At 60.6% G+C, this 22,325-nt stretch carries 21 protein-coding genes; 16 read left to right on the top strand and 5 right to left on the bottom strand.

What is annotated here, in order from left to right:
• Positions 1-3 precede the first annotated feature (3 nt).
• From C4J89_RS15580 to C4J89_RS15550, 7 genes are all read left to right on the top strand, one after another.
• Positions 4-804: a carbohydrate ABC transporter permease gene (locus tag C4J89_RS15580; RefSeq protein WP_003232361.1), complete on the top strand. Its 801-nt coding sequence runs from the start codon at positions 4-6 to the stop codon at positions 802-804.
• Positions 805-815: 11 nt separating this feature from the next.
• The gene (locus C4J89_RS15575; protein WP_124363237.1) at positions 816-1,088 is read left to right on the top strand and encodes a DUF2160 domain-containing protein; all 273 of its coding nucleotides are present in this window, start codon (positions 816-818) and stop codon (positions 1,086-1,088) included.
• A 160-nt stretch (positions 1,089-1,248) separates the two neighbouring features.
• Positions 1,249-2,991 (top strand): ABC transporter substrate-binding protein, encoded by a 1,743-nt coding sequence (locus C4J89_RS15570; RefSeq protein ID WP_124363236.1) that lies wholly within the window; start codon positions 1,249-1,251, stop codon positions 2,989-2,991.
• A gap of 302 nt (positions 2,992-3,293) precedes the next feature.
• Positions 3,294-4,673, top strand: a complete 1,380-nt coding sequence (locus C4J89_RS15565; protein WP_124414947.1) for an iron-containing redox enzyme family protein — start codon at positions 3,294-3,296, stop codon at positions 4,671-4,673.
• Positions 4,674-4,682: 9 nt separating this feature from the next.
• Complete coding sequence (locus C4J89_RS15560) at positions 4,683-5,627, top strand: class I SAM-dependent methyltransferase (protein WP_124414946.1); 945 nt, start codon at positions 4,683-4,685, stop codon at positions 5,625-5,627.
• 6 nt (positions 5,628-5,633) lie between these two features.
• Entirely contained in the window at positions 5,634-6,773 is a 1,140-nt protein-coding gene (locus tag C4J89_RS15555) for a carboxylate-amine ligase (protein ID WP_124414945.1), read from the top strand.
• A gap of 60 nt (positions 6,774-6,833) precedes the next feature.
• Positions 6,834-8,078: a zinc-dependent alcohol dehydrogenase gene (locus C4J89_RS15550; RefSeq protein ID WP_124363232.1), complete on the top strand. Its 1,245-nt coding sequence runs from the start codon at positions 6,834-6,836 to the stop codon at positions 8,076-8,078.
• Between the two features lie 120 nt (positions 8,079-8,198).
• Here C4J89_RS15550 and C4J89_RS15545 read toward each other — a convergent pair whose 3' ends face one another.
• Positions 8,199-8,630: a hypothetical protein gene (locus C4J89_RS15545; RefSeq protein ID WP_124363231.1), complete on the bottom strand. Its 432-nt coding sequence runs from the start codon at positions 8,628-8,630 to the stop codon at positions 8,199-8,201.
• 109 nt (positions 8,631-8,739) lie between these two features.
• Positions 8,740-9,528, bottom strand: a complete 789-nt coding sequence (locus C4J89_RS15540) for a helix-turn-helix domain-containing protein (protein ID WP_124363230.1) — start codon at positions 9,526-9,528, stop codon at positions 8,740-8,742.
• 85 nt (positions 9,529-9,613) lie between these two features.
• Between C4J89_RS15540 and C4J89_RS15535 the strand changes: the two genes are divergently transcribed.
• The 3 genes from C4J89_RS15535 (at position 9,614) to aqpZ (ending at position 12,939) form a co-directional block, all read left to right on the top strand.
• Positions 9,614-10,612 carry a bile acid:sodium symporter family protein gene (locus C4J89_RS15535; RefSeq protein ID WP_124414944.1) on the top strand — a complete coding sequence of 333 codons (999 nt, stop codon included), beginning with the start codon at positions 9,614-9,616 and terminating at the stop codon, positions 10,610-10,612.
• Positions 10,613-10,755: 143 nt separating this feature from the next.
• On the top strand, positions 10,756-11,940 hold the full coding sequence (locus C4J89_RS15530; RefSeq protein WP_124371024.1) for a sugar transporter: 1,185 nt from the start codon (positions 10,756-10,758) through the stop codon (positions 11,938-11,940).
• Positions 11,941-12,234: 294 nt separating this feature from the next.
• The gene (gene aqpZ, locus C4J89_RS15525) at positions 12,235-12,939 is read left to right on the top strand and encodes an aquaporin Z (RefSeq protein WP_124414943.1); all 705 of its coding nucleotides are present in this window, start codon (positions 12,235-12,237) and stop codon (positions 12,937-12,939) included.
• A gap of 42 nt (positions 12,940-12,981) precedes the next feature.
• Here aqpZ and C4J89_RS15520 read toward each other — a convergent pair whose 3' ends face one another.
• Positions 12,982-14,223, bottom strand: a complete 1,242-nt coding sequence (locus C4J89_RS15520) for a methionine gamma-lyase (RefSeq protein ID WP_124414942.1) — start codon at positions 14,221-14,223, stop codon at positions 12,982-12,984.
• A 123-nt stretch (positions 14,224-14,346) separates the two neighbouring features.
• On the opposite strand from C4J89_RS15520, the gene C4J89_RS15515 reads away from it, so the two are divergent.
• Complete coding sequence (locus C4J89_RS15515) at positions 14,347-14,817, top strand: Lrp/AsnC family transcriptional regulator (RefSeq protein ID WP_124410194.1); 471 nt, start codon at positions 14,347-14,349, stop codon at positions 14,815-14,817.
• Between the two features lie 12 nt (positions 14,818-14,829).
• Here C4J89_RS15515 and C4J89_RS15510 read toward each other — a convergent pair whose 3' ends face one another.
• Positions 14,830-16,242 carry a PLP-dependent aminotransferase family protein gene (locus tag C4J89_RS15510; protein WP_124414941.1) on the bottom strand — a complete coding sequence of 471 codons (1,413 nt, stop codon included), beginning with the start codon at positions 16,240-16,242 and terminating at the stop codon, positions 14,830-14,832.
• 158 nt (positions 16,243-16,400) lie between these two features.
• Here C4J89_RS15510 and C4J89_RS15505 point away from each other — a divergent pair, with 158 nt between their 5' ends.
• The 5 genes from C4J89_RS15505 to C4J89_RS15485 all read left to right on the top strand — a co-directional run bounded on the left by C4J89_RS15505 (position 16,401) and on the right by C4J89_RS15485 (position 20,584).
• On the top strand, positions 16,401-16,583 hold the full coding sequence (locus C4J89_RS15505; RefSeq protein WP_124414940.1) for a rubredoxin: 183 nt from the start codon (positions 16,401-16,403) through the stop codon (positions 16,581-16,583).
• 27 nt (positions 16,584-16,610) lie between these two features.
• Complete coding sequence (locus tag C4J89_RS15500; RefSeq protein ID WP_124414939.1) at positions 16,611-17,480, top strand: sugar phosphate isomerase/epimerase; 870 nt, start codon at positions 16,611-16,613, stop codon at positions 17,478-17,480.
• 53 nt (positions 17,481-17,533) lie between these two features.
• Positions 17,534-18,166, top strand: coding sequence for a LysE family translocator (locus C4J89_RS15495; RefSeq protein ID WP_124414938.1), 633 nt, complete (start codon positions 17,534-17,536; stop codon positions 18,164-18,166).
• An 81-nt stretch (positions 18,167-18,247) separates the two neighbouring features.
• Positions 18,248-19,306, top strand: a complete 1,059-nt coding sequence (locus C4J89_RS15490; RefSeq protein ID WP_124414937.1) for a diguanylate cyclase — start codon at positions 18,248-18,250, stop codon at positions 19,304-19,306.
• Between the two features lie 48 nt (positions 19,307-19,354).
• Positions 19,355-20,584, top strand: a complete 1,230-nt coding sequence (locus C4J89_RS15485) for a M20/M25/M40 family metallo-hydrolase (protein WP_124414936.1) — start codon at positions 19,355-19,357, stop codon at positions 20,582-20,584.
• Between the two features lie 66 nt (positions 20,585-20,650).
• Here C4J89_RS15485 and C4J89_RS15480 read toward each other — a convergent pair whose 3' ends face one another.
• Entirely contained in the window at positions 20,651-21,070 is a 420-nt protein-coding gene (locus C4J89_RS15480) for a hypothetical protein (RefSeq protein WP_124414935.1), read from the bottom strand.
• Positions 21,071-22,325 lie beyond the last annotated feature (1,255 nt).

The raw sequence follows: 22,325 nt of genomic DNA, 5'->3' as shown, positions 1-22,325 counted from the left end.
AACATGAGCAAGCGCAAGCTTATACCGCTTTTGATCTACATCCTGTTCCTGCTGGTGCCGATCTACTGGCTGCTGAACATGTCGTTCAAGAGCAACACCGAAATCCTCGGCGGGTTGACCCTGTTTCCGCAGGATTTCACCCTGGCCAACTACAAGGTGATCTTCACCGACCCCAGCTGGTACACCGGCTACCTCAACTCGCTGTACTACGTGAGCTTGAACACGGTGATTTCCCTGAGCGTGGCATTGCCGGCGGCCTACGCGTTTTCGCGCTACCGTTTCCTGGGCGACAAGCACCTGTTCTTCTGGCTGCTGACCAACCGCATGGCGCCGCCGGCGGTGTTTCTGCTGCCGTTTTTCCAGCTGTATTCGTCTATCGGCCTGTTTGATACGCACATCGCGGTGGCGCTTGCGCATTGTTTGTTCAACGTGCCGCTGGCGGTGTGGATCCTGGAAGGTTTCATGTCCGGAGTGCCCAAGGAAATCGACGAAACCGCCTACATCGACGGCTACTCGTTCCCCAAGTTCTTCGTGAAGATTTTCATCCCGTTGATCGGCTCCGGTATCGGCGTCACGGCGTTTTTCTGCTTCATGTTTTCCTGGGTCGAACTGTTGCTGGCGCGCACCTTGACCTCGGTCAATGCCAAGCCCATCGCAGCGGTGATGACCCGCACGGTCTCGGCCTCGGGTATCGACTGGGGCGTGCTGGCGGCGGCGGGGGTGTTGACCATCCTGCCGGGCATGCTGGTGATCTGGTTTGTTCGTAACCACGTGGCCAAGGGCTTTGCCCTGGGCCGGGTCTAGAGGAATCGACGATGGAATGGATGGCCTGGACCACCCCGACTGCACTGTTCTTTGGCGGTATCGCGCTGATTCTGGCGGGCATGACCACCTGGGAGTTGCGCGCGCCGAGTATCCCTCGGCGTGGTTTTCTGCCGATCAGCACCACCCGTGGTGATCGCTTGTTTATCGGTCTTCTCGGCAGCGCCTACCTGCATTTGCTGGTAATCGGCGCCACCGGCTGGAGCATCTGGGTGGCGACTGCGCTGTCCCTGGTGTGGCTGTTGAGTGTGATGCGCTGGGGCTAGGTGTGCACACCCTGTAGGAGCGGGCTTGCTCGCGAAAATCGTCAACGATAACGCGGTGTTCCTGGTAGCCCGCGGTGTCTTTGAGTTTTTCGCGAGCAAGCTCGCTCCTACAAGAGAGGGGTGTCTGCGAGTCCCGTCTGAAAATAACCAGGAGGTCTCTATGTTGAATAAAAACAATAAGCTGCGACATAGCATTTCATTGGCCGCCGTACTGGCCCTCAGTGGTTTGAGCGCTACGGCCTGGGCCGATGCGTATGAAGATGCCGCGAAAAAATGGATCGGCAGCGAGTTCAAGCCGTCCACCCTCACGGCCGAACAGCAATTGGAGGAGTTGAAGTGGTTTATCAAGGCCTCGGAGCCGTTCCGTGGGATGAAGATCAACGTGGTGTCGGAAACCCTCACCACCCACGAGTATGAATCCAAGGTGCTGGCCAAGGCCTTCAGCGAAATTACCGGGATCAAGCTGACCCACGACCTGCTGCAAGAAGGCGACGTGGTGGAAAAGCTGCAAACCCAGATGCAGTCCGACAAGAATATCTATGACGGCTGGGTCAACGACTCGGACCTGATTGGTACGCACTTTCGCTACGGCAAGACCGAGTCCATCACCGACCTGATGGCCAACGAAGGCAAGGATTTCACCTCGCCAACCCTGGACCTCAAGGACTTTATCGGCCTGTCCTTCACCACCGCCCCGGACGGCAAAATCTACCAGTTGCCCGACCAGCAGTTCGCCAACCTTTACTGGTTCCGCGCCGACTGGTTCGAGCGCCCGGAGCTGAAAGCCAAGTTCAAGGAAAAGTACGGCTATGATCTCGGCGTGCCGGTGAACTGGTCGGCCTATGAAGACATCGCCAAATTCTTCAGCGAAGACGTCAAGGAAATCGACGGCAAGCGCATTTACGGGCACATGGACTACGGCAAGAAAGACCCATCCCTGGGCTGGCGCTTCACCGATGCCTGGTTCTCCATGGCCGGCGGCGGCGACAAGGGCTTGCCCAACGGCTTGCCGGTGGACGAGTGGGGCATTCGCGTGGAGGACTGCCACCCGGTGGGCTCCAGCGTTACCCGTGGCGGCGACACCAACGGCCCGGCCGCTGTTTTTGCCACGCAGAAATACGTGGACTGGATGAAAGCCTACGCGCCACCGGAAGCGGCGGGCATGACCTTCTCCGAATCCGGCCCGGTGCCGTCCCAGGGCAACATCGCCCAGCAGATCTTCTGGTACACCGCGTTTACCGCCGACATGGTCAAGCCGGGCCTGCCGGTGGTGAATGCCGACGGTACGCCGAAATGGCGCATGGCGCCGTCACCGGTCGGACCGTACTGGGAAAAGGGCATGAAAAAGGGCTATCAGGACGTAGGATCCTGGACCTTCCTCAAGTCCACGCCGGAGAAGCAGAAACTCGCGGCCTGGCTCTACGCGCAGTTCGTGACCTCGAAAACCGTGTCGCTGAAGAAGACCATCGTTGGCCTGACGCCGATTCGTGAGTCCGATATCAACTCCCAGGCCATGACCGACATGGCCCCCAAACTCGGCGGCCTGGTGGAGTTCTACCGCAGCCCGGCCCGCACCGAGTGGTCGCCGACCGGCACCAACGTGCCGGACTACCCACGCCTGGCGCAACTGTGGTGGAGCAACATCGCGGCCGCCGCCAGCGGCGAGAAAACCCCGCAACAGGCCCTGGACAACCTGGCCAAGGAACAGGACGCGATCATGACGCGCCTGGAGCGCTCCAAGGTGCAACCGGTGTGCGGCCCGAAAATGAACCCCGAGCGTGACGCGCAATACTGGTTCGACCAGCCAGGCGCGCCGAAGCCGAAACTGGCGAACGAGAAGCCCAAAGGCGAGACCGTGAACTACAACGACCTACTCAAGCAGTGGGAGGCGGCGCGTAAGTAACAGGGACACTGAGTATCAAAAGTGGGAGGGGGCTTGCTCCCGATAGCGGTTTGTCAGTGACCAATGCACTCACTGATCCACCGCTATCGGGAGCAAGCCCCCTCCCACATTTGAATCTGCTTCATGAGCCCGTAAGGCATTTGCAACTTGCCGAGCGACCGCTTATCCCCCCTTTTACAACCTCATTTGAATTTTTCGCACATCCCGATGCTCTGCATTCCATAAGCGTGTGGTTTGAAGCGCTTTTGCGGGGCCGCCTTGCAGGGTGGCCCGTTGTAACGGACTTTGCGGAAACTGCCACCATGACACTCCTCACTGCGCTGTCGGGCCAACCGGCCTCTCTCACCGACTCGGCCCCTGGCCGGCATCAACGGGTGTATCAACAGCTGTATGGCGAAGCCCCAGGCGCGGCGGCATTGGCGCGTGACTACCTGCAGGATCAACTGGCGCATGTAGAAAGCACCGCCTGCGACCTGCCCGAAGTGCCCGAACAGTTGCTGGCCTGGGTCGAACAGCGTTGCGCCGTCGTGGCCCAGGCCTATGCCGAGTATCTGGAGCAACGCCAGCAGGGCCGGCCGCGTCGCTATTTCCAGAACAAGGCGCACGCGTTGTATGTGCTGCAGCGCGTGGCCCCGACCAAACAGGTCGACGGCGCCTGGCTCTACGGCCTGTTGCGCTATTGGCAGGACCAGCGTTTCGACGGCCTGCTGACCACCTACCTCGAAGAGTTGGGCGACGGCGAAGCCGCGCAGAACCATGTGGTGATCTATCGCAAGCTGCTCAGTGAGCACGATGCCGACAGCGAGGCCGGGCTTGAAGATGGCCACTACCTGCAAGGCGCCCTGCAGCTGGCCCTGGGCCTGTGCGCCGACGAGTTCCTGCCGGAAGTCATCGGTTACAACCTGGGTTACGAGCAGTTGCCACTGCACCTGCTGATTACGTCATACGAACTCAGTGAGTTGGGCATCGACCCCTATTACTTCACCCTCCACGTGACCATCGACAATGCCAGCAGCGGCCACGCCAGCAAAGCCGCGCAATCGGTATTGAACCTGCTGCCGCTCGGCGAGGGCAGGGAGGCGTTCTACCGTCGTGTTGCGGCCGGGTATCGCCTCAACGATCTCGGCCCAGGCACCACGGCGGTCATCGCAGATTTCGATCTGCAGGACGAAGTGGTGGCCATGCTCGAACGCAAGCGTACCTTTGGCCAGCACATGCATTCGGACTACTGCCGCTTCGAAGGCAAGACCGTCAACCATTGGCTGGCCAAGCCCGGTCAGATCGGGGATTTCCTCAGGGCAATGGAAGACAAGGGTTGGATCAAGCGCAACCAGGACCCCGCCGAGAGCCGCTTCTGGCAGTTGATCGAGGGGGCGGGGGCCGCGATGTTCGGCGTGTTCAGCGGTTATGAAAAACAGGTGCTGCATGACTGGATCGCCGGGGACTGGATCAGCACCCAGCGCGTGCCGCCGGTTCGTCCAGGACGTGGCAGCCGTTTCTCCCGCGAGCAGCATCGTCCTGCGGATCCTGACACCCAGGCCCTGGTGGATTCGTTATGGAACTTGCCCGATGACCAGCAGCTCACCGCGCTGATCCCTTGGATGTCGGCGCGGCGTCACTGCAGCCCCGCAGGGTTGTACGCCACCCGCCGCTTTATCCAACTGCGCGCACGCCTGCGCTAAGGAAACTCCATGTCTGCACAACAACTGGCTGACCGCGCCCTGCTCAACCTCGGCCGAGGCTTGAAGGAAAGCGGTTACCGTTTTATCACGCCGACGCCGCTGACCCACGAGCGCGTGTACCGGCGCCTGGGCACGCCGCTGGCGATGAATATGCGTGACGTATTCGGCTGGTCGATGCCGTTTGACAACGAGCTGTTGCCCGAGGCGTTTCGTGAAGAGTTGCAGCAGGCCGAGGTGATCGAAAAACACGACGCCCTATGGCGCAGCACGGTGCGCTGGTCGAGCCTGGATGACCTGCTGTTTGCCCATTCGCCTTTTCCCACCGTCGAGGCGGACGCGGTGTTTTTCGGCCCCGACAGCTATCGATTCGCCCAGGTTATCCAAGCCCATCTGCAGCAGCGTTTCGAACCGCTCAAGCGCGCGGTGGATATCGGCTGCGGGGCGGGGGTCGGCGCCTTGGTTATCGCCCACGCGCGGCACGACACCGAGGTGCTGGCCGTGGATATCAATCCCCGCGCCCTGCGCCTCACCGCAGTGAATGCCGAGCTGGCCGGCCTGGCGAATGTCAGTGTGTACCAGAGTGACGTGCTGGCCAGCGTCGAGGGTGAATTCGACCTGATCGTCGCCAACCCGCCGTACATGAATGACGACCGCCAGCGCGCCTATCGCCATGGCGGTGGCGCGTTGGGCGAACAGCTGTCGGTGCGCATCGTCAGCGAATCGCTCCCACGCCTCGCCATTGGCGGCAGCCTGGTGTTGTATACCGGCGTGGCCATGGTGGCGGGCGGCGATGCGTTTCTGGAGGCGGTCAAGCCGCTGCTGACCAGCGACGCCTATGGCTGGACCTACCGTGAACTGGACCCCGACGTCTTCGGCGAAGAACTCGATAAACCGGGGTATGAACGCGTCGAGCGGATCGCTGTGGTTGCACTTACCGTTACACGCCTGCGCTGAACGCTCATGCTCACCTTCGGTGTCGAAGAGGAGTATTTCATCACTGACCTGCACACGCGCCAGATGCTCGCCGCACCCTCGGCAACCGTAATCGCGGCCTGCCGAGAAGCCATCGGTGAGGGTTTTACCCATGAAATGTTCCAGGGCCAGGTAGAGGCCGCCTCACCGGTGTTTCACTCCGGCGAGGAGGCGACCCACTACCTGGCAACGGTGCGCCGCAACCTGGCGCGGGCCTTGGCTGACTTCGGCCTGGGCGTGGTGTGCGCCGGCAGCCATCCCTTGGCCGACTGGCGTGAGCAACGGCCCACTGAGCACGGGCACTTCCGGCAATTATTCGAGAATGTGCAGTACGTGGCGCGGCGCAGTGTGTTGTGTGGCTTGCACGTGCATGTCGAGGTACCGGCACGGGTCGATCGCATCGCGGTGATGAACGAGGTGTTGCCCTGGTTGCCGTTACTGCTGTTGTTCAGCTGCTCCTCACCCTTCTGGAACGGTGCGCCCACCGGCTTCATGAGCTACCGCCAGGCCGCCTGCGATGAGTGGCCGCGCATGGGTGTGCCGGAGCATTTTGCCGACTGGGACGAGTACCAGCGCTACTTGGCAATGTTGCAGCGCATGGGCGCGATCGAAGCCGATGGCAACGGCTGGTGGGGCATTCGCCCGGCGGCGCGCTATCCCACCCTTGAACTGCGCATGACCGATGCATGCCCGCGGCTGGAAGATAGCCTGGCCCTGGCGACGTTATTTCGGGTGATGGTCAGCCATGCCTGCGCGATGCAGCAGCCCGGTGCGGGCTTCACCCCCGAGACGCGTTGGCTGCTCAAGGAAAACCGCTGGCAAGCCAAGCGCTTTGGCGCAGCCGGCACCTTTGCGCTGGACGCCTCAGGCGCCCTTTGCAGCGCGCACCAGTGGTTGCAACGCGCTTGCCAGAGGTTCGCCGACACGGCCGACGCCCTGGGTGAAGGCCAGCTGTTTGACAGCCTGCACAGGTTGCTGCGGCGCGGTAACAGTGCAACCGAGCAGCTGCATTGGTACGCGCAGGCGCGCAGCGCGGGTGCCGATGCGTCGGGCGGCCTGTGCCGCGTGGTGGATGGGCTCCTGGCCCAGAGCCGCGGCGACCATTTATCGGTTGCCGCAACAGGTTGAGGGAACACTGGGCACTACATGCGCCCTTAAGTAATAAGCCCAACCACAGGAGTGCAGAGCATGCGCGCGATGACCTACCAAGGCGCCCACAAAGTCCAGGTCGATACGGTACCTGACCCGATCATTGAACAGCCCGACGACATCATTTTGCGCGTCACCGCCACGGCGATCTGCGGTTCGGATTTGCACCTGTACCGAGGCAAAATCCCGACCGTGGAGCATGGCGATATCTTCGGGCACGAGTTCATGGGCATCGTCGAGGAAACCGGCCCGGCCGTGACGGCGGTGCAACGCGGTGACCGCGTGGTGATCCCCTTCGTGATTGCCTGTGGCGACTGTTTTTTCTGCCAGTTGCAGCAGTACGCCGCCTGCGAAACCACCAACGACGGGCGCGGTGCGATCCTGAATAAAAAGGCGATCCCGCCGGGGGCCGCGCTGTTCGGCTATAGCCGCCTGTATGGCGGCATTCCCGGAGGCCAGGCCGAGCTGGTGCGCGTGCCCAAGGCCAACGCCGGGCCGTTCAAGGTGCCCGGTGTGCTGGCGGATGAAAAGGTGTTGTTCCTGTCCGACATCCTGCCCACCGCCTGGCAGGCGGTGACCAATGCCGGTATCGGCAAAGGCTCGAGCGTGGCGATCTATGGTGCTGGCCCGGTGGGCTTGCTCAGCGCAGCGTGCGCGCAGATGCTCGGCGCCGAACAGATTTTCATGGTCGACGACCATCCCTATCGATTGGCCTACGCGCAAAAAATGTACGGCGTGATCCCGATCAACTTCGAAGAGGACGACGACCCCGCCGACACCATCATCCGCCAGACCGCCGGCATGCGCGGTGTCGATGGCGTGGTGGATGCGGTGGGTTTCGAAGCCAAGGGCAGCACCACCGAAACGATCCTCACCACCTTGAAGATCGAAGGCAGCAGCGGCAAGGCCCTGCGCCAATGCATCGCCGCCGTGCGCCGTGGTGGCGTGGTCAGCGTGGCCGGGGTGTATGCCGGCTTTATCCACGGCTTCATGTTTGGCGACGCGTTCGACAAGGGCCTGACCTTCAAGATGGGCCAGACTCACGTGCAGCGCTTCCTGCCGGAGCTGCTGGAGCATATCGAACTGGGCCACCTGAACCCGGAAGCGATCATCACCCACCGGCTGTCGTTGGAACAGGCGGCGCGCGGCTATGAGCTGTTCGATAAGTGCGAGGAGGAGTGCCGCAAGGTGATTCTGGTGCCGGGGAGCAGCGACCGGCCGCTGACCGAGCCGCTGGAAGAACTGACGCCTGAGATCCGGGTGCAAGGCGTTCCCGGTTTTTAATTTGCTAATACAAAACCAATGTGGGAGGGGGCTTGCCCCCGATAGCGGTGTGTCAGCCAACCAATGCTTAGCTGGCTCACCGCCATCGGGGGCAAGCCCCCTCCCACATTTGAAGTGCGTTCAAGTCAATGCTTGTGGCTGAATGTGCAATTGGTCATCGACATCCTTCACCAACCCGCTGGCCAATAGCAGTGGCGCCACGCGCTTGTGCAGCTGTGGCTCGACGAATTCCTTGACGGTATCGAGCACCAGCACGCCGCTGAGCGGCAACTCCGCCTTGGTGTAGGACAACCAGGCTTTCTTCAGCACCATCACCACATCACTGCCCGCCGTGGAGGCGAAGCGGCGGTGCGTGGGCTTGCCGTCGAAATTGAAGGTGTGCTGGAACGCATAACCGCTCTCATCGCCGCCGCTGGCGCCGCAGCGGATGCAGGTGCACGGGCCGTCGCCGAAAGCGCTGCGCAGGTAGGCGTTGAAGTCCACCACGGGCTTGAGTGACAGGCGCTTATCAACCTCGAACAGGTCCCCGGTCATTTTTTCGTCAGTGTTCAACGTCCATTTCCTCGCAAGTCGGTAGCGGTCTTTCAAAGCGCGGCACAATACCAGCCGAGCGCGTGTTTGGGGATTATTTGAACGTGGCGCTTGGTCAACTGGGCAACGCTCAGCGAAAAAATTCACCGGGCGTGGCCTCGAACTGCTGGCGAAACGCGTTGATAAACGCCGAAGTCGATTCATAACCACAGCCCAACGCCACATCCGTCACCCGTTCACCTTGCTCCAGGCCGGGCAGGGCGCTCAACAGTCGCAGGCGTTGGCGCCACGCGCGAAACGTCAGCCCTGTGTCGCGCAAAAACAAACGGCTGAGGGTCTTTTCGCTCACCCCCAGTTTGCGGCTCCACTCACCCAGGGTGGTCTGCTGCTCTGGATGCAGATTAAGGCTGCGGTAAATCTGGCGCAGGCGCGGGTCATGGGGCAAGGGCAACATCAAATCCACATGGGGCGCTGCAGCGAGTTGGTCCAACACCACTTGGGCCAGGCGGCCGTCGGGGCCATCCTCGGCATATTCCACGGGCAGTTCGCTGAAGCTGCGAATCAATTCGCGCAACAAATTGCTCACCGCCAGCACCTGGCAGCGCTCGGCCGCCCAGGCGGTCACGCGGCAATCGAGGTAAAGGCTGCGCATCTCGGTATGGGGCGAGCTGTACACGCGATGGGGCATGCCCGCCGGAATCCATACCGCACGCTGCGGTGGCGCAACGAAGCGGCCGGCGCTGGTCTGGATCTCCAGCACCCCGGAAATCGCATATGACAACTGCACCCACGGATGGCTGTGCCGCCGCGTCAGCGCGCGGTTGGGCAAGGATTCGGTGCGCCCATACACCGGTCGTGGCAGGCTGGACAGCCCGGGTACGCTGCGGCGGACGGTTTTTTCGTGTCCTTTAGGCGGCATTTACTGGCTCATTGGCGTTAGTCGGTAACAGGTCGTTACGTTAGAGTCGCCAAGATGCTCTTGGCAACCCCTGGAAGATTTGCTTATGACCCGTCCACGTTTCCTGCCCGACAACTTCACCCTGACGCTGATCGCCACGGTGATCCTCGCCTCCTTGCTGCCGGCCAGCGGCCAGACCGCCGTGGCCTTCGGCTGGGTCACCAACCTCGCCATCGCGCTGCTGTTTTTCCTGCACGGTGCCAAGCTATCACGCCAGGCCATCGTCGCCGGGGCCGGGCACTGGCGTCTGCACCTGCTGGTGTTCAGCCTGACCTTCGTGCTGTTTCCGCTGCTCGGCCTGGCGCTCAAGCCGCTGCTGTCACCGCTGATCGGCAACGAGCTGTACATGGGTATGCTTTATCTCTGCGCGCTGCCGGCCACGGTGCAATCGGCGATTGCCTTCACCTCCTTGGCGCGCGGCAACATCCCGGCGGCGATCTGCAGCGCGGCGGCCTCGAGCCTGTTCGGGATCTTCTTGACGCCGTTGCTGGTGACCCTGCTGCTTGATGTGCACGGCGATGGCGGCTCCACCGTCGACGCGATCCTGAAGATCAGCGTGCAGTTGCTGCTGCCGTTCGTCGCCGGTCAAATCGCTCGGCGCTGGATCGGCGACTGGGTGGGCCGCAATAAAACCTGGCTCAAATTCGTCGACCAGGGCTCGATCTTGCTGGTGGTGTACGGTGCCTTCAGCGAAGCGGTCAACGAAGGCATCTGGCACCAGATTCCGCTGTGGGAACTGGGCGGGCTGGTGGTGGCGTGCTGCGTGTTGCTGGCCCTGGTGCTGGTGGCGTCCGCGCTGTTGGGCAAGGCGTTCGGCTTTAACCAGGAAGACCGCATCACCATCCTGTTCTGCGGTTCGAAGAAAAGCCTGGCCACCGGCGTGCCCATGGCCCAGGTGCTATTCGCCGGGGCGACCATGGGCGTGCTGATCCTGCCGCTGATGCTGTTTCACCAGATCCAGCTGATGGTGTGCGCGGCGTTGGCCCAGCGCTATGCGAATCGACCGGAAAGCATTCCTGAGTTGATGACGCAGGTGGATCCGTAAGTCAGGCTTGATACGTTGCCCTGAGACTGCGCGCGATTGTCGCAGGATCGGCGCCAACAGCTGCACGAGAAACCTATAGAATGTTCAACGGCCCGCATGCCCTGCGCGGCCGTTTGATCACTGTCAGAGTACCTCGCCCGTCAATGAGCCTTTCAGCCGCAACCCCTCAAGCCAATTGGCAACCGGTCATCGCCCTGGCGCTGGCCGCATTTGTGTTCAATACCACCGAATTCGTGCCGGTCGGCCTGCTCAGCGCTATCGGCGCCAGCTTTGATATGCCCGTGGCCAGCGTCGGCCTGATGCTCACCATCTACGCGTGGATCGTGTCGCTGACATCGTTGCCGGTGATGCTGCTCACGCGTAACGTCGAACGGCGCAAGTTGCTGATCGTGTTGTTTGGCTTGTTTATCGCCAGTCATATCCTGTCCAGCGTGGCAACCAGCTTCGGCCTGCTGATGGTCAGCCGCATCGGTATCGCCCTGGCCCATGCGTTGTTCTGGTCGATCACCGCCTCCCTGGCGGTACGCCTGGCACCGGTGGGCAAGCAGGTGCAAGCCCTTGGCCTGCTCGCCACCGGCACATCCCTGGCGATGGTGCTGGGCATTCCCCTTGGCCGCCTGCTCGGCGAAGCCATGGGCTGGCGCACCACCTTCCTGGTGATCGCCGCGTTTGCGGCCGCACTGGTGTTCTGGCTGGCGCGCACCTTGCCGCCGCTGCCGAGCCAGAACTCCGGCTCCCTGCGCAGCCTGCCGTTGCTGTTCAAACGCCCGGCATTGGTGGCGCTCTACGTGCTGACCGCGATGACCGTCACCGCACAATTCACCGCCTACAGCTACATCGAACCCTTCGTCGAAGGTGTCGCCGGCCTGGGCGGCAGTGCGGTCACCCTGATCCTGCTGGTGTTCGGCGGTGCCGGCATCATCGGCTCGCTGCTGTTCAGCCTGGTGCATCGGTTCAATCCGCATGTGTTCGTGATCAGCTGCGTGTTCCTGCTCGCGGCCTGCCTGGCGCTGATGCTGCCGTTGAGCGGCGCCCAATCCTACCTGGTGGTGCTGAGCGTGTTCTGGGGCATGGCGATCATGGGCTTCGGCCTGGCGATGCAGTCCAAGGTACTGGTGCTCGCGCCGGACGCCACGGACGTGGCGATGGCGATGTTTTCCGGCATCTACAACATCGGCATCGGCGGCGGCGCGCTGATGGGCAGTTGGGTCGGCAGCCACTTCGGCTTCGCCTGGATCGGCGCGGCGGGCGGGTTGCTGGCGGCGCTGGGGTTGGTGGGGTATTGCCTGGCGATTCGGCGGTTTGGGACGGGTGTGGTGCAAAGCTGAACGGGAAAAATAGAGGGCGGCCTTGGGCTAATTCCAGTCAGTCAAGGCTTTTTGTAGGAGCGAGCTTGCTCGCGAAAAACGTCAACGATAACGCGTGCTTCCTGAATAAACGCGGTGCCTGTGAGTTTTTCGCGAGCAAGCTCGCTCCTACAGACGGTGGTGTACGCTTAACTGACTGGCATTAGGGCAAGCCCCCTCCCACACAAAACCGGACAATTCCTACAGGATCCATCAATGCCCATTGCTACCGTCTCGCGGGACCGCCCACCTCCCGTGGTGACGGCATGAACGGCAATGGAATCGAGTGTGCAAAAGCGTTTGATCGCGGAGCTTTTGGGGACCTTCTGGCTGACCTTCTGCGGATGTGGCAGTGCCATTCTGGCGGCGGCGTTTCCAGAGTTGGGTATTGGTTTTGCAGGGGTGTCGCTGGCGTTTGGTCTTACCGTGTTGACCATGGCGTATGCAGTGGGCGGTATTTCCGGCGGGCATTTCAACCCGGCGGTGACCATTGGCTTATGGGCGGGGCGTCGGGTTTGCGGTGCTGATGTGTTGCCTTACATCGCGGCGCAGGTGATTGGCGCAATTCTGGCGGCCGCAGCACTGTACTTGATCGCCAACGGCCAGCCCGGTTTTGAACTCGGCGGTTTTGCCGCCAACGGTTATGGCCCGCTGAGTCCCGGGCACTTCGACGTGAAGTCCGCTGCGTTGGCCGAGCTGATCGCCACGTTCTTTTTTGTGTTGATCATCATGCGCGTCACGGCGCCGGGGGCAGTGGCCGGCTTTGCACCCATCGCCATCGGCCTGGCGTTGACCTTGATCCACCTGGTGCTGATCCCGGTGACCAACACGTCGGTCAACCCTGCGCGAAGCACCGGGCCGGCGTTGTTTGCCGGGGCGCACTACCTGTCACAGCTCTGGTTGTTCTGGCTGGCGCCAATCGCAGGCGGGGTGATGGGGGCGCTGGCGGCGCGTGCGTTGGATGAACGCGATCCGGATTGATGTGCCTGGGGCTCCTTATAGCCCGTTACCACAGCCCGACGGTTATTTCCCCGCGTGCGCGGCCAGCAACGTTGGACGCGCAACCGCACGGGCACACTTGCCCAGTGCCTGTTGCACATCCGCCAACAGGTCGGCGACGTCCTCAAGCCCCACCGACAAGCGCACCAGGCCTTCGCTGATGCCGTGTTGCGCGCGTTCCTCGGGGGTGTAGGTGGAGTGGGTCATGCTGGCCGGGTGCTGGGCCAGTGATTCGGCGTCGCCCAAGCTGACCGCGCGGGTAAACAGCTTGAGCGCGTTCATGAAGCGCCGCCCGGTATCGATCCCGCCTTTGAGCTCAAAGGCAATCATGCCGCCGGATTGCTTCATTTGCCGCGCAGCCAGTTCGTATTGTGGGAAGGACGCCAGCCCAGGGTAGGTTACCCATTGCACGGCGGGATGCGCCTGCAAGGCTTCGGCCACGGCCTGGGCGTTGCTGCAATGGCGGTCCATGCGCAGGGCGAGGGTCTTGAGACCGCGCATCAGCAAGGCGGCGTCCTGCGGCGACATCACCGCGCCGGTCAAGTCCTTGAGCCCTTGCAGGCGGATGCGTTGCGCTATCGCGTGACTGCTCACCGCAATGCCTGCGGTGATGTCGCCATGCCCGCTGAGGTACTTGGTGGCCGAGTGCACCACCACATCGGCGCCCAGCTCCAGGGGCCGTTGCAGGTAGGGCGTGCAATAGGTGTTATCGACTACCACGGTGACATTCGGTTGTTGGTGGGCGAGCCGGGCCACCGCGGCGATGTCCACCAGGCGCAGGGTGGGATTGGCCGGGGTCTCGCAGTAGATCATGCGGGTTGCGGGGCAGAGTGCCGCTTGCAGGGCGGCCAGGTCGGTGAGGTCGACATGGCGCACCTTGATGCCGAACTCGCCGATGCCCTGCAGCAGGGCGAAGGTGCAGCCGTACAGCGTCTGGCTGACGATCACTTCGTCGCCTGGGCGCAGCAGGGTCCAGAACGTCGCAGCAATCGCGCCCATCCCGGAACTGAACGCCACGGCCGCCTCGCCGTTTTCCAGGGCGGCCATACGCGACTCCAGCAGGGCCAGGGTCGGGTTGGAAATGCGCGTATAGAAGTGACCGGAGGCCTCCCCGGCAAAGCAGGCCGCGCCGTACTCGGCGGTCGGAAAAGCGAAAGTGGCCGACAGGTAGATCGGCGGTACCAGGGCGCCGTGATAGTCCTTGGGGTCGTAACCGTGGTGAATCGCGCGGGTAGAAAAACCGAACGCAGGGTGTTTATTGTTCATGTCAGGCGCTCCTTATTTCCTACAATGCTATGCTCATAACCACAGTTGAACGTTGCAAAAATGCCTCGAAACGCCGGCGTTCATGGATGAAAACCCGATAAAAACAATGAATAGAGGCACGTTATGCCTGTCAGCCTGGACCGCACCGATAAAGCCCTTTTAAACGCGTTGCAGAGCAACGCCCGCCTGACCGTGGCCGAACTCGCCGAGCGCGTTGCCCTGACCACGTCGCCGTGCTGGCGACGGGTGCGCAACCTGGAAGAGAGCGGGGTGATCAGCGGTTACCAGGCGATCCTGTCCCCCAAGGCCCTGGGCTATGGGGTGACCGCCTTCGTCAGCATCATGATGGAAAGCCACACCCAGGAAATCGCCCGGGCGTTCGAGCAGCGGCTGTTGGCGATTCCAGAGATTGTGGCCTGCCATAACGTGTCGGGGCGCTATGACTTCCTGCTGGAAGTGGTGGCCAAGGACCTGGAGTCATTTGGCGAATTCGCCAGGGAAGTTCTGCAGACCCTGCCCTGTGTGAAAGAAATTTATTCGAGCTTTTCCTACAAGTCGGTGCGGCCGTTGCGGGTAATGCCGTTGCCGGGGTGACGGCACCGCCACTCAAGCTGCCCGTACCGCCTGCACCAACAACGCCTCGAATACCCGCTGCACCCGCGGCTCATCACTGTGGGCCACATTGAACCGCATCAGGTCGCGATGCGCCGGGTCGTAGCCGAACAGTGTGCCGGGCGCCAGCACCATGCTGCGCTTCAAGGCTTCCTGGGCCAGCAGCTCGGCGTTGACGCCGGTCGGCAGGCGCGCCCAGATAAACATGCCGCCTTCAAACGCCATTGGCAGTTCGCAACCGCAGCGCTTGAGCCACTGCTCGACGCGCCCACCGGCTTCCATCAGGCGCTGGACCATGCGCTTGCGGTGCTTGGCATAGCTGCCCTCACTGAGCATGCGGTACACGATCTGCTCGAACAGCTCCGAGGTCACGCCGCCGCTCATCAATTTCATATTGGTCAGGTTGGCGGCCAGCTGCGGCGCGGCCACCACGTAACTGACGCGGGCGTTGGCGCTGAGGATCTTGGAGAACCCCGACAGGTAGGTGACCTGATCCAGCCCGGCGACGGCGGCCAGGCGTGGCGGCGGATTGGGGTGCAGGTCGCCGTAGAGGTCATCCTCGACGATATGGCAGTGGTAGTGCTGGGTCAGTTGCAGCAGGCGAAACGCCTGGCTGGGGCTGAAGGAATGGCCGGTGGGGTTATGCAAGACGCTGGTGGTCAGGTACAGGCTGGGCCGGTGTTCGGCCAGCAGGTGTTCCAAGGCGGTGAAGTCGAAGCCGTCGGGGCGTCGTTCCAGGGTCACCACCTTGACCCCATGCAGGGCCAGGTTGGCGTGGAAGTTGAAGTAGCACGGCGCGTCCAGCAGCACCGTGTCGCCGGGACGCACCAGCAGGCGCATGAGCATGTCCAGGCCTTGCACGGTGTTGGGCGTGGTGATGATCTGTTCCACCGGCACCGACAGGCCCTCGCCGTGCAGTTTCTGTTGCAGCGCCTGGCGCAACGGCAACAGCCCGGCCGGAGTGCCGAGCCCGGCGATGCGCAGCGACGGCGCGCGCACCACGCTGCGCATGGCCTGGCGGATTGCTTCGCCATTCAACCATGCTTCCGGCAAGTGCCCGCCGCCGGGGCGCAGCTCGCCACTGGCGGTGGCCAAGGGGCGGCGCAACACGCTGAGCAGGTCCTGGGGCAGCAGGTCGACCCAGGTCACCGACGCCGGGCGCGCATTGTCCATCGCAACGAAATAGCCACGGCCCTGGCGGGAGGTGAGCAGGTTGCGCCCGCGCAGGCGGTCCAGGGCCTCATTGAGGGTGAATTTGCTGACGCCGAGGATTTCGGTCAACGCCCGCACCGACGGCAACTTGCTGCCGGGCGCCCATTCACCGGCCTCGATGGCCTGGCTGAAGGCCTCCACGATCTGCTGGACCTTGGGTGTGCCTTCCACGAAAGCGATGGCGGATACCAACATGAAGCGTCCTTTTGTTTGCCGGTACTTTTACCGGTGAAGTCAGGCCGGATTAGGCATCACTTTACCTGCCTGGCGCAATGCCATTCCCCTAGACTGCGCGCCATCTCGCCAGGAATTGGCGGAATTTCCTACTCCCGAGCAATGGATTTTGCATTCTCATGAAGACTTATATGTGCACACCCTGCGGTTTTATGTACGTAGAAGCCTTGGGCATTCCGGAGGATGGAATACCCGCAGGCACCCCTTGGGAAGAGGTGCCTGAAGACTGGACATGCCCGGATTGCGGCGTGACCAAGGCCGATTTCATGGCCATCGAACTCGCTGACCCTTCACACGCCTGACCCTCCATCAACGAAAGGAATCGCTCCATGGAAAGCAAACTGATCAACTCTGCCGTGCCGTTCTGTACCGGTGTGGCCCACCAGAAGTACCTGGACGCTGAACAGGGCCTGCAAGCCGCCATCGAAGGGCAGTGCACCCACTGGTATGTCGACGGCAGCCTGTTCGGCGAAATGGTCGATGACTGGACCGAGGCGCGCATCGAAAGCCTGCGCGCGCAAATCGCCGCCAGCGGCGTCAAGCCGGTCTTCCACGGCAACTTCAAGGCGCCGCTGGCCAGTGACGTTGAGGCGTTCCGCGTGGCGGCGGTGGCCTACGTCAAGCAAGAAATCGATATCGCCAGTCGCCTGGGCGCGCCGCTGATCATTCACGGTGGCTGCATCGTCGAACCGAAGATGGTGCTCAAGGCCAAGAAAGTTGCCCTGGAACATTACCTCAAGTCAGTCCAGGAACTGGCCGCTTACGCCGCGACCCAGGGCACGGACATCTACCTGGAAAACCTGTCCAACTACGTCAACTATCGCCCGTTCCACTACATCTTCACCCAGGAGGCGGAATACGCTTTTGTGTTCGAGCGCCTGCAAGCCCATGACAATGTGTACTTCTTCCTCGATGCCGGCCACGCCAATATCGAGAACGGCCTGCCGGCGGCGGTGGTGCGCAAGTATCACCACGTGATCAAGGGCATCTCCTTCAGCAACAACAACGGCGTGCAAGACCAGCATTTCGGCATTCACGACGGCAACTGCGACTACGCCGACGTGATGCAGGCCATCGTCGAAACCAACTGGAAAGGCCTGGTGGCATTCGAAACCCGCAACCAGACCGCCAAGGCCGCCCTGGCTGACCTGGCCTTGATGTACCGCGAATCGCTGACGACCGAAATCGCGGTCGCCTGATGTAAACCATGGGCGCACGCGTGCGGCGTGCGCCCCATTCAAGGTCCCTGACCATGACAAGTGCGTTAACGCTGTCTTCGTTTCTCTACTTCCTGTTGTTTTGCGCGACCATGACCTTCAGTCCCGGCCCCATGACCCTGTTGTTATTGAGCCTGGGCCTGAAGGACGGCCTGCGCAGTTCGATCCCGGCGCAGATCGGCGCCAGTGTGTCGTACCTGATTTCTATCCTGATCTTCGCCGTGGGCTTTTCCGAGCTGATCAAGGGCAACCTCGCGATTACCCAGGCCATCCAGTTTGTTGGCGTGGCCTATATTCTTTACCTGGCGTACAAGCAGTGGACCAGCAGCGGCGTGTCGATCGACAAGGCCGGCGCCGTGGAGGGCTCGCGCAGCCTGTTCGGCAAGGGCTTATTGACCGGCTTTTCCAACCCCAAGACCATCATCATGTTCAGCGCCGTCTTCCCGCAGTTCGCCGGGGCCGGGGAGCACAGCTCGGCGGCGGATATCGCGATCCTCGGCTTGACCTTCCTGTTGCTGCAATTTGCCAGTGGATGCCTGTACTGCTATTTCGGCCAGCGCATCAAACACCTGCTGGAAAACCCCAAGCGGCGCGTGATGTTGCAGCGGATCACGGCAATAATGTTGCTCGGCGTGGCATTGATGCTGGCGCGCGGGTTTTCGCACTGAAGTATCAGCCTGTAAGCAGTAGTGGCGATTTGCCGTCGCCCTGATAGACTCCAGGGACTCACCCAGGATTACCCCCCCATCATGGCAGCCGTCGGAGGAAATGGACTTCCGCTCGCTTCGCGCTTGTACAAATCGCGCCTCCTGGGGCTGGCGCTCGGCTTTGTTTGCGTGGCGTTCGGCATGTATCCGCTGAACCCGTCCCCATGGGTGTGGGCCTGGATGCTGATCAACGCGTTTATCTGGCCGCACCTGGCGTTCCAAGCGTCTTTGCGTGCCGCTCATACCCTGCGCAGTGAGCGTCGCAACCTGCTGTTCGATTCCTTCTGCGGCGGCTTCTGGGTCGGCGCGATGCACTTCAACCCGCTGCCCAGCGTCACCACCTTGTCGATGATGAGCATGAACAACGTCGCCATCGGCGGGCCGCGCTTTTTGCTGGCGGGGTGGGTGGCCCAGGCGCTGGGCATCGCCACGGCGCTGCTGATAGTCGCGCCCGCATTCATCGGCGTCACCACCCAGGCCCAGCTGTATGCCTGCCTGCCGATCCTGACGTTGTATCCCCTGGCCCTGGGCTGGATCTGCTACCGCCAGGCCGTGACCCTGGCGCGGCACAAGCGCGAACTGTTGGCCCTGAGCCGCACCGACAGCCTGTCGGGCCTGCTCAACCACGGCGCCTGGAAGGATCAATTGGAAATCGAGTTCCACCGTTGCCGCCGCGGCCCTGCCGGTGCGGCCATCGCGCTGATCGATATCGACCACTTTAAAATCATCAACGACACCTATGGCCATGTCACCGGCGATATCGTCCTGCGCCAGTTGAGCCGGGTATTGCGCCAGAACCTGCGCGCCACCGACCTTGCCGGGCGTTATGGCGGCGACGAGTTTTGCGTGATCCTGCCGGACATGCCGCTCAACCGTGCCACTGAAGTAATGGACGCCCTGCGTGATCGTTTCAACGCCTTGGCCTACGCCCAGGACCCGACCTTGCGCGCCAGCTTGAGTATCGGCCTGGCACCATACCTGCCGAGCCACGCCGACGCCACCAGTTGGCTCAACGATGCCGACCAGGCCTTGTACGAAGCCAAAAGCAGCGGGCGCAACCGGGTCAGCTCGCTGCAGGGGGCTTGGTTGCGGTCCGTTTAGTGGGGTAGGGTGTGGCGGCCCCCCTCAATGAAAAACAAGGATCGGTCCATGCTCTTCACCTTCCCCCGCACCCTGCTGGCCGCCACCCTGGCCTTGTCCTTCGCCGTACCGGCTTACAGCGCCGAACCCCACAAGCCTATCCAGGCGGACGCTGAACAGTACAAGGCCGAGGCCCTGAAACTGCTGGAGCGCCTGGTGAATATCGACTCCGGCTCCGGCTACGAGCTCGGCCTGACCCAAGTGCGCGACATCGCCGTGGATGAATTGAAACAGCTGGGTTTCAGCATCGAGCTGGTGCCGGACAAAGCCGCCAACAACAGCCATGTGATCGCCACCCTCAAGGGCACCGGCAAGGCCAAAATTCTGCTGATGGCGCACATGGACACCGTGTTCAAGGAAGGCTCGGCCGCCGAACGCCCGTTCCACATCAAGGACGGCCGCGCCTATGGCCCCGGCGTGATGGACGACAAAGGTGGCATCGTCGCCGGCATCTACGCGTTGAAAGTCCTGAAAAACCAAGGCTTCAAGGACTATGCACAAATCACCTTCCTGCTCGACGCCAGCGAAGAAACCGGCTCCGACGCCGCCTCCGAACTGATCCGCACCACCGCCAAGGGCCACGACGTAACCCTCAACCTGGAACCCGGCCGCCCAGCCGACGGCCTGGTGGTCTGGCGCAAAGGCAGCGCCACCGCGGTGGTTGAAGTCAAAGGCAAAGCCGCCCACGCCGGCGTCGCGCCTGAACTGGGGCGCAACGCCGCCATGGAAGCCGCACACCAGATCCTGCAACTGGGCAAGCTGGGCGACGCCGAGAAAAAAACCACCATCAACTTCACCGTACTCAAGGCCGGCGACCGCACCAACGTCATCCCCGACCAAGCCACCGCCAAGGCCGACGTACGCGCCGCGCTGCCGGAAGAGTTCGACCGCATCGAGAAGGACCTGGCACGGGTCTCCGCGAACAAACTGATCCCAGACTCCGAAGTGAAGACCAGCCTGCAACGCGGCTTGCCACCGATGCCGCAAACGGCGGAGTCAGACAAACTGGTCGCGATTGCCCAAGGCATCTACGGCGAACTGGGCAAAACCCTGACCATCGAAGGCAGCGGCGGCGCGGCGGACGCAAGCTTGTCGGCCGGGGTCGGCACACCGACGCTGGACGGGTTTGGGATAGTGGGCGGGAATATTCACACGCCGGAGGAATATGCCGAGGTGGAGAGTGTGGTGCCTCGGGTGTATTTGTTGAGTCGGATGATTATGGAGCTTTCCAAGCGCTGAGCGGGCCGTGTACTTGTGGCGAGGGAGTTTGCTTGCTCGCCACAAGGGGGAGGGTATTTCAGGGGGCTACCAGGTTGATTGGTCTTCGCGGCTGGCTTTTTCGAGGTCGTCTTTCCAGGCCTCGTTGGCTAGGCGATATATGTCGGCGAAGAAATCACGTGGATCGGCTATTTCCGTTTCGTCCCAAGCCATAGTAGAGCACTTATCTGGGTCATCCTCAAAATAAGAGTGGAAGTTGAAATTTTGGGTGTTTAATGCGATAGATAAGTTTTCTATTAATTTATACCTGTGTCGATAGGATAGTTTTTTGTATGGATCTAGGCAGTACTTTACTATGAGGGTTTCTCTATCTTTACGGTCATTAGGGTTAAAACAAGCGAGCTCTTCCCCTTTGGTTTCCTCCCTGTCATAAATATCAAAAATTCCCACAAAATAGTAAAGGCTGGCGTCGAAGGGGATAGTGTCGGAGTGTGGGTGAAATAACATTTTTTCATTTCTTGGTTGGAAAGTTTACGGATTTATTTGGTGCGCACTTATTGCTACAAGCAAAGATCTTTGACTGGCGAGTTTTTTGTAGCGGACGAGCGACCTCGCTCGCCCGAAGGGTGCATTTTTCCGGAAAGGTGTCGGTGTTTCTACCAAGTTGACTGGTCTTTGCGGCTTACTTTTTGAAGGTCGTCTTTCCACGCATCTTTAGCTAAAAGATAAATCTCTCTTAGAAAATCCGTTGGATTATCAAGTTCATACCATTATGCTCTTGGTCACGATCCAGTGTTGTCTTCGCTCATCTCAAATAAGTTATGGAAGTTGTAGATCTCGTCATTCAGCTTGTTTTTTAAGCTTTCAGTTAACACGTATTTGTGCCTATACGATAGGTAGCTTAAATTCAACGCGTAACGTTTTATTGGTTCTTCTCTGTCTGACTTGTTGTTTTGGGTCATATTTACTAATCTCTATACCGACCTCTTGCTCGCGGTCGAAAATATCAAATACCCCGATAAACCACATTAGGCTTGGGGCGAACGGCTCATTTAAAAACGGGTCTTTCAGCATGGTCCTTGTTCGAAAGGGAATGCGGGGAAGCTTGCTCGCCACAGGGAATTATGGTTTTAGAGGGTGTGGTGGTTCTACTAGGTCGTCGCCTCAGTTCGATAACGAGTCAGACATTCGAGTAAGGTCTTCACAAATGCTCTATTGTCGTTAATGTCATCTTCAAAATATGTGTCAAAAAGATAAAAGACTGAGTCGAAAGTTTCTTCGGTTGATAGGTAATATCTGATGGTTTCGATATACCAGTCCTGTTCTTCCAAGGTGTATGTATAAAATTCTGGTTTGGTTAAAGCATCGAAAAGCTCTGTTAGCTCCTTTGAGTCATTGACGTTTTTTGAAGCTATGATCCCCTCTCTTTCTAAATTTCTAGAGTTTTCGATGCAATAGGTGAATAGCAATCCTTGAATTATTGATAGCTGTGGTCGTGTTTTCATTTTTTAAAGTCGCGTAAGCGATAAAAGTGATTCTGGTGAGCGCCATTCAAACCCAAATGACACAGTCATGATCATCCATGTGTACTAGGAACGTGAGCTTTCTATTCGTTATCCAGAAAGGGTATCCCGAGGTCTCACCTAAAATAGATGTAATATTTTTCGCACAGTCGATTTTCCAGCCTCTATATTCTGAGTCAAGTACTAAAAGAATCAAATTTTTTTTGTCAATGCGATGCTGTATTTCCTTCCAAAAGTTG

Origin of the sequence: Pseudomonas sp. R4-35-07 (assembly GCF_003852235.1) — a bacterium.
Taxonomy (GTDB): domain Bacteria; phylum Pseudomonadota; class Gammaproteobacteria; order Pseudomonadales; family Pseudomonadaceae; genus Aquipseudomonas.
Note: the sequence above shows the minus strand (reverse complement) of the source record. Positions and strands in the feature narration are given on the sequence as shown.

Bases quoted from the DNA above. Each gene is read 5' to 3' on its own strand.
- C4J89_RS15580 (WP_003232361.1), top strand. From the start codon at position 4: ATGAGCAAGCGCAAGCTTATACCGCTTTTGATCTACATCCTGTTCCTG.
- C4J89_RS15575 (WP_124363237.1), top strand. From the start codon at position 816: ATGGAATGGATGGCCTGGACCACCCCGACTGCACTGTTCTTTGGCGGT.
- C4J89_RS15515 (WP_124410194.1), top strand. From the start codon at position 14,347: ATGCCTGTCAGCCTGGACCGCACCGATAAAGCCCTTTTAAACGCGTTG.
- C4J89_RS15570 (WP_124363236.1), top strand. From the start codon at position 1,249: ATGTTGAATAAAAACAATAAGCTGCGACATAGCATTTCATTGGCCGCC.
- C4J89_RS15555 (WP_124414945.1), top strand. From the start codon at position 5,634: ATGCTCACCTTCGGTGTCGAAGAGGAGTATTTCATCACTGACCTGCAC.
- C4J89_RS15530 (WP_124371024.1), top strand. From the start codon at position 10,756: ATGAGCCTTTCAGCCGCAACCCCTCAAGCCAATTGGCAACCGGTCATC.
- C4J89_RS15565 (WP_124414947.1), top strand. From the start codon at position 3,294: ATGACACTCCTCACTGCGCTGTCGGGCCAACCGGCCTCTCTCACCGAC.
- C4J89_RS15480 (WP_124414935.1), bottom strand. From the start codon at position 21,070: ATGTTATTTCACCCACACTCCGACACTATCCCCTTCGACGCCAGCCTT.
- C4J89_RS15520 (WP_124414942.1), bottom strand. From the start codon at position 14,223: ATGAACAATAAACACCCTGCGTTCGGTTTTTCTACCCGCGCGATTCAC.
- C4J89_RS15560 (WP_124414946.1), top strand. From the start codon at position 4,683: ATGTCTGCACAACAACTGGCTGACCGCGCCCTGCTCAACCTCGGCCGA.
- aqpZ (WP_124414943.1), top strand. From the start codon at position 12,235: ATGGAATCGAGTGTGCAAAAGCGTTTGATCGCGGAGCTTTTGGGGACC.
- C4J89_RS15495 (WP_124414938.1), top strand. From the start codon at position 17,534: ATGACAAGTGCGTTAACGCTGTCTTCGTTTCTCTACTTCCTGTTGTTT.
- C4J89_RS15485 (WP_124414936.1), top strand. From the start codon at position 19,355: ATGCTCTTCACCTTCCCCCGCACCCTGCTGGCCGCCACCCTGGCCTTG.
- C4J89_RS15535 (WP_124414944.1), top strand. From the start codon at position 9,614: ATGACCCGTCCACGTTTCCTGCCCGACAACTTCACCCTGACGCTGATC.
- C4J89_RS15505 (WP_124414940.1), top strand. From the start codon at position 16,401: ATGAAGACTTATATGTGCACACCCTGCGGTTTTATGTACGTAGAAGCC.
- C4J89_RS15500 (WP_124414939.1), top strand. From the start codon at position 16,611: ATGGAAAGCAAACTGATCAACTCTGCCGTGCCGTTCTGTACCGGTGTG.
- C4J89_RS15540 (WP_124363230.1), bottom strand. From the start codon at position 9,528: ATGCCGCCTAAAGGACACGAAAAAACCGTCCGCCGCAGCGTACCCGGG.
- C4J89_RS15510 (WP_124414941.1), bottom strand. From the start codon at position 16,242: ATGTTGGTATCCGCCATCGCTTTCGTGGAAGGCACACCCAAGGTCCAG.
- C4J89_RS15550 (WP_124363232.1), top strand. From the start codon at position 6,834: ATGCGCGCGATGACCTACCAAGGCGCCCACAAAGTCCAGGTCGATACG.
- C4J89_RS15490 (WP_124414937.1), top strand. From the start codon at position 18,248: ATGGCAGCCGTCGGAGGAAATGGACTTCCGCTCGCTTCGCGCTTGTAC.